Origin of the sequence: Methanobrevibacter sp., from assembly GCF_017432245.1 — an archaeon.
In the GTDB taxonomy this organism is placed as follows: Archaea; Methanobacteriota; Methanobacteria; order Methanobacteriales; family Methanobacteriaceae; genus Methanobrevibacter.
In genome coordinates, this window is the sequence record NZ_JAFRJO010000076.1 from 1 (window position 1) to 6,524 (window position 6,524).

Here is a 6,524-nt window from a genome sequence, read left to right on the forward strand (position 1 = left end):
AGAGGAAGAAGAAGAAGACGAAGAACAAGCAGCTGCAGCAGCAACCGCTGGTTTAGGTGCTTTATTCGGATAGATTCTTTTCTATCCTTTATTTTTTCTTTTTTTTAAACAATTTTTATTGTTCGTATATTATATAACTATTATTTTTTGCTATTTTTTTATCCAATTTCATTGTTTTTAATTTCCACATACCCATTAACTTTTTTTCAAAATCTATATATGCTTATATGAATAAAGTATTACTTAGTAAATAGGGAGGTGTAATTGTGGTATTTTGTCCTAATTGTGGAGCGGAAAATGCAGATTCCGCAAAGTTTTGCAAGAGTTGTGGTCACACATTAGCTGCAAATAGTCCAATAAAAGACAATTATGTAAATACTGGGATTGACCCATCTGTTAGAGTAAATGATAATTCAAATTTAAGTAATCCTGGCAATGCTTCAAATAATTCAAAATCCGATAATAAGAACTTAATTATAATCTGTTTAACCATTGTTATTTGTGCACTTTTAATAGCAGGAGCTATGGTTATGTTCTCAAACAACAATGCAAATGATAATGATTCGGATTCTCTTTCAGATTCTGCATCATTAAATTCCGATTCTTCTGCAGATAATGTCACTGATATAGAAACAAGCACTCAAGCTACTCAAGAGAGTTATCCACAAATTTATAGTGGTAGTTTCTCAACAGGAAGTTCGGCGTCAGATAAGACACATTGTACTATTTATGTAGGATCAGAACATGCTGGTGAGAAAGTAAAAATTAGTGTATTATATCTCAATGATGGATATGCGCTAAATCAAGGAAAAGTTGTTACTAAAACAGTAAGCAGTGATGGTTATGTCAAGGTTGCAAGTGCAAATGCATTTGAGTACTATCCTGATGAAGCACATATATCATTATATGATAGCAATGGAGACATTCTTGACACTAAGACTGTATATCTATATGAAAATAGCGGAAAGCAAATATTCTAATGGCTTTAGGGGAAAAATATGAAATGTCCAATTTGGGGATGTGAAAATCCAGATGATTATAAGTTTTGTCATGATTGTGGAGGTCCTTTGAACTTTACAGAAACAATTGATGACTTAACCAATGAATTAAATAATCTAGATGATTTTCCATCTTTTGACAGCAAAAAACTAATAATAATAGGTTATATTATAGCAGTCCTATTCGGTTGGGGAAGTTTTATCCTTAGCTTCTTCTTGGGATCATATGGATTTATAGGATTCATTGGATTATTTTTCCCAGGTTTTATGTTAAACAGCAAAGACTCCAATATTAGAAAGCATGCCTACATACAATTGGCAATCATGTTAGTTGGAATTGTTTGCACTGTTATGTTTTTATTTAGATTGTTTTAAAAGCTGGTTTATATGAATAAAAAAATTAAAATGGCATTGTATATTATCTTGGCTTTGATCATATTCGTCGGATGTATTAGCATATGGTATGTAAATGATTATTCACATGCAGACCCCAGTGTAAATACCTACTTAAATGGAACAGAGAATGTATCAGTTGAAAAAGTGGGTAATGGTTTATTTTTGGATGGTCCTGGAAATGATAATGCATTGATCTTTTATCCAGGTGCTAAAATTGAATACACTTCTTATCTCCCTTTGTTTATGGATTTGGCGAATGATGGAGTGGATTGCTTTATAGTGGAAATGCCTGGCAATTTAGCATTTTTAGGAGGCAATAGTGCTGATTCCATCATAGGCAACAGCAATTATTCCTATGATGAATGGTACATTTCAGGACATTCATTAGGTGGAGTTATGGCTTCTTCCTATGCAGTTACCCATAAAGATGAAATCGATGGTTTGATACTTCTTGCAGCTTATCCTGTAGATGATTTGGGAAACATGTCTGTTCTTTCAATTTATGGCTCTAATGATAATACCTTGAATAAGGAAACATATGATGAATCCAAGAGCTTGATGAGCAATAATTTAACAGAATATGTGATAAATGGTGGAAATCATGCTCAATTCGGGTCCTATGGAATTCAATCTGGTGATGGAATCGCGAGCATTTCACCTGAAAATCAAAGAGAGCAAACTGAAGATGCAATTTTGGAATTCATATTCTAATTTTAAATTTTGTTTTTACAAATCCCCTTTTTTTTATTTTTTTAATTTATTAAAACATTAAACTGAATTCTATTTTTATACAAACTATTTAATAGATTAAAAACATATATAATTTTATTATGAAATAAATATTCAACTATTTATTATACTAATACATAACTCATAACAAAAAAAATATTTTTTAAAAAACGATTAAAACTGATTATTATGCTTAAAATATTCGAAGATTTAGGATATAAAAAACAGATATGTAAAACATGTGGCAATGAGTTTTACTCTCAAGTGGATAGAGACACTTGTGGGGACGCTCCATGTGATGAATATGGATTTATCGGAAATCCTGCAACTGACAAGCCATATGATTTATATGAAATTCAAGAAACTTTTAGAAATTTCTTAAAAGATGAAGGCCACACTCCTATACCTCGTTATCCAACTTTAGCTAAAAGATGGAGAGATGATGTATTTTTGGTGGGAGCTTCAATATTTTGTTTCCAACCATGGATTACCTCTGGTTTAGTTGAACCTCCAGCTAATCCTCTTGAAGTTGAACAGCCATCCATACGTCTTAACGATGTGGACAATGTAGGAAGAACCGGAAGGCATATGACTTGCTTTACCATGGGTTCACATACAGTAATCAATAAGCCTGATAACTTCATCTACTGGGAAGATGAAACAATTCGCCTTTGTCATGAGTTCTTCAAGTCAATTGGAATCAACACTGAAGAGATCACCTTCATCAAATCCTGGTGGAAAGGTGGAGGTAACGAAGGCCCATGTTATGAGGTCTGTTGCCGTGGTGTAGAGCTTGCTACACTTGTTTTCATGCAATACAAAACCCTTGAAAACGGGGACAAGGAAGAGATTCCAATTAAGGTGGTTGATACCGGTTACGGTTTAGAGAGAATTGCTTGGATTTCCCAAGGAACTCCTACCGCTTATGATGCATGTTTCGCTCCTGTAGTGGATAAGCTTAAGGAAATAACCAATGTTGAAGTCAATGAGGACATATTGGCTAGAAATGCAGAAATTGCAGGTATGATGGATATTGAGGATATTGGGGATATTAGAGAGCTCCGTCAGCAAGTTGCAGACAGTTTGGACATTTCACTTGAGGAATACTTGAAGAATGCAGAGCCAATGGAAGCTATTTATATCATTGCAGATCATACAAGATGCTTGGCATTCATGTTAGCTGATGGAATCATCCCATCAAATGTAAAGGAAGGTTACCTTGCAAGACTTGTCCTAAGAAGAACCATCCGTTTCATGAAAGAGTTGAAGATGGAAGAATCATTATCTGACATTATGGAAATTCAATTAGACTTCCTAAGGAAGTTCTATCCTGAAATCGACGAATCTCAAGAACACATTATGAATATCATCAATCTTGAGGAAGAAAGATATGCAAAAACCATTGAAAAAGGTAAAAAGACTGTTAAAAGAACAATCAAACGTCTTAAGAAAGAAGGAAAAACTTCTATGCCTTTAGAAACATTGATAGACTTATACGATGCTCAAGGAATGCCTCCTGAAACCGTTGAAGAAATGGCAAGCGGAGATAAGGACTTTGAAGTATTTGTGCCTGATAACTTCTTCACCATTGTTGCGGATATGCACGAAGAGGACAAGGTTGCTAAAAAAGAGACTTTGGATATTGATGTTCCAGAAACTGAACTTGACTTCTACAAGGACATTTATCAAAAGGAATCTGACGGCAAGATCATTGAAATCATTGAAAAAGGAGATACCGTTAACATTATCCTTGATAGAACTATCTTCTACCCTGAAGGAGGAGGTCAGCCATCAGATATTGGTATAATGTCCATTGATGGCAAAATCTATGAAGTGACTTATGCTGAAAAATTGAATAACATTGTCTTGCATCACATTGCTGTTCCTAAGGATAGCGATAAAGAGAGCTTGCTTGCTACTTTAAAAGATTATATTGGAACTGAAGTCCATATGGCTATCAATTGGAACAGAAGAATCACTTTAGCAAGACATCACACTGGTACTCACTTGGTCATTGCTGCTGCCAGAAAAGTTTTAGGACAACATATTTGGCAAGCAGGTGCACAAAAAGGTCTTGCTCGCTCACGTATAGACTTATCCCATTACAAACGTATCACACAGGAAGAGCTTAATGAAATTGAAAAATTGGCAAATGAATACGTTATGATGAACATTGATTTGGATATCAATTGGTTAAGCCGTGATGATGCAGAGAAGGAATACGGTTTCACCTTATACCAAGGGGGAGTTGTTCCGGGTTCCCAAATCAGAGTTGTAAGGATTCCTGGAATTGATGTACAAGCTTGTGCAGGTACTCACCTTGACAGAACAGGTGAAGTGGGCCCAATCAAGATCAATAAGACTGAAAGAGTTCAAGATGGTGTAGAAAGAATTGATTTCTCAGCAGGACTTGCAGCTATTGACTCCATTCAAGCGGATAAGGAGATTCTAAGGGAAAGTGCAGGCATATTCAGCGTAACCAACGAACAATTGCCTAAGACCTGTGATAGATTCTTCAGCGAATGGAAAGCTCAAAAGAATGAAATAGCTAAATTGCAAAAGGAAATAGCTAATTTGAAAGTCAGCACTTTAGCAGACAATGCAATCGAAATCAATGGATTGAAAGTATTGAAGGAAATCATTGATGGAGATATCAAAGAGCTTCAAAAGATTGCCACTGACTTCACTGACAATGATAAGGCAGATGTTGTCTTCATTGGTAACAATGAGGGTAAAATCGTTGGAGCAGCCACTAAGGACTCTGGAGTTCAAGTTAATGGCATCATCAAGGAAGCAGCTTCATTGCTTGGAGGTGGCGGTGGTGGCCGTCCTAACTTAGCTCAAGGAGCAGGTCCAAATGCTGATAAGATGCCAGAAGCTTTAGATTTAGCTATTGAACTTTTAAATAAAAATTAATTAATTCTTTTAATTATTTTTTATTTTTATTTTTTTGAATATTTTTATAACAATCGTTATATTTATTAACTATAAATTAAATATATAGAAAGATAAAGATATAATAAGTGAAAATATTTTATTGACTAACCTATCATATTTAATGAATTATTCTTTATCCCAATTTATTTTATGAAATTTTTAATTATTGAGGTATTTTATGAAACATGATTTAATCATTGCCCGTTATGGTGAATTGGCTTTAAAAAGTGACGGGGTTAGAAAAAGATTTGAAAATCGTTTAGCAAATAATATAAGAGCATCAATTGATGCAGAAGTTAAAGTAAGACAAGCAAGAATATATATTTCCCCAAAGGATTTTAATGAGGCAATTGAAAAGCTGGAGAGAATATTTGGTATTGTATCTTATTCTCCAGCTGTTACAACAAAATCCACTTTTGAGGATATTGAAAGGGATGTATCAAAGTATGCAGAAAAACTTCACGAGGAAGGACTTTTAGATGAGAACACTAAATTTGCCATTAGTTGCAGAAGGGTTGGAAATCATGAATTTTCATCTCAGGAAATGGCGGCTTTTGCAGGTGCAGTTGTAGTGCGCAAATACTCCTCTCCTGTTGATTTAACAAATCCTGAACTTACTATCTATCTTGAAGTAAGGGATAATGACACTTATATTTTTCATGAGAAAATTTCAGGTCCTGGAGGATTGCCTCTTGGTACTCAAGGAAAGGTTGTTGCACTTGTTTCAAGCGGTATAGATTCTCCTGTAGCTACCTATTTAATGATGAAAAGAGGTTGTCAAGTAATTGCATTATTCTGTGATAATGATCCTTATACAACCCCTGAGGCACTTAAGAATTTCAATGACTTGATAGATCAGTTAAATCTTTATGCAAGTGGCGCCCCTATTAAGAGAAGGGTAGTCAAATATGGAGATTATCTCTCTACTTGCAAATCAGATGCTCCAGATAAGATGACTTGTGTATTATGCAAATCAGGAATGTATAAGCTTGCAGGAAAACTTGCCAAGAAAATGCATGCTGAAGCGGTTATTGATGGAAGCAGTCTTGGACAGGTAGCTTCTCAAACACTTCCGAATATACTTGCAACACGTGAAGATCTTGATGTTCCTGTTTTAAGTCCACTTATTGGTCTTGATAAGGTGGAGATTACAAGAATTGCTGAAAAGATTGGAACCTTTGAAATCTCTAAAAGAGATGATGGAGGATGTAAGGCAGTTCCTAAATATCCTGAAACAAAAGCCGATTTGGAATTAGTAAAGCAAGTGAAAGAGGATATTAATCAAGAGGAACAATTAGAAAAAGCTTTTAATACTATAGAATATTAATTTACTATTTCATATTTTAATTATCTTTAATTATTCTAATTATCTTTAATTATTTTAATTATCTTTAATTATTATAATTATATATAATTATTTTAATTATCTTTAATTATTTTAATGATTTATTTTTATTTATTAAT

The 6,524-nt window shown here is 34.1% G+C and carries 5 protein-coding genes; all 5 read left to right on the plus strand.

What is annotated here, in order from left to right; translation table 11 throughout:
• Window positions 1-266 precede the first annotated feature (266 nt).
• A complete protein-coding gene (locus tag IJI80_RS06365; protein WP_292788625.1) occupies window positions 267-980 on the plus strand; it encodes a zinc-ribbon domain-containing protein in 714 nt (237 codons plus the stop codon).
• Between the two features lie 18 nt (window positions 981-998).
• Window positions 999-1,373, plus strand: a complete 375-nt coding sequence (locus IJI80_RS06370) for a hypothetical protein (protein WP_292788626.1) — start codon at window positions 999-1,001, stop codon at window positions 1,371-1,373.
• A gap of 12 nt (window positions 1,374-1,385) precedes the next feature.
• On the plus strand, window positions 1,386-2,105 hold the full coding sequence (locus IJI80_RS06375; protein ID WP_292788627.1) for an alpha/beta hydrolase: 720 nt from the start codon (window positions 1,386-1,388) through the stop codon (window positions 2,103-2,105).
• A gap of 207 nt (window positions 2,106-2,312) precedes the next feature.
• Window positions 2,313-5,039, plus strand: a complete 2,727-nt coding sequence (gene alaS / locus IJI80_RS06380; RefSeq protein ID WP_292788629.1) for an alanine--tRNA ligase — start codon at window positions 2,313-2,315, stop codon at window positions 5,037-5,039.
• A 199-nt stretch (window positions 5,040-5,238) separates the two neighbouring features.
• Window positions 5,239-6,387, plus strand: a complete 1,149-nt coding sequence (gene thiI, locus IJI80_RS06385) for a tRNA uracil 4-sulfurtransferase ThiI (RefSeq protein ID WP_292788631.1) — start codon at window positions 5,239-5,241, stop codon at window positions 6,385-6,387.
• Window positions 6,388-6,524 lie beyond the last annotated feature (137 nt).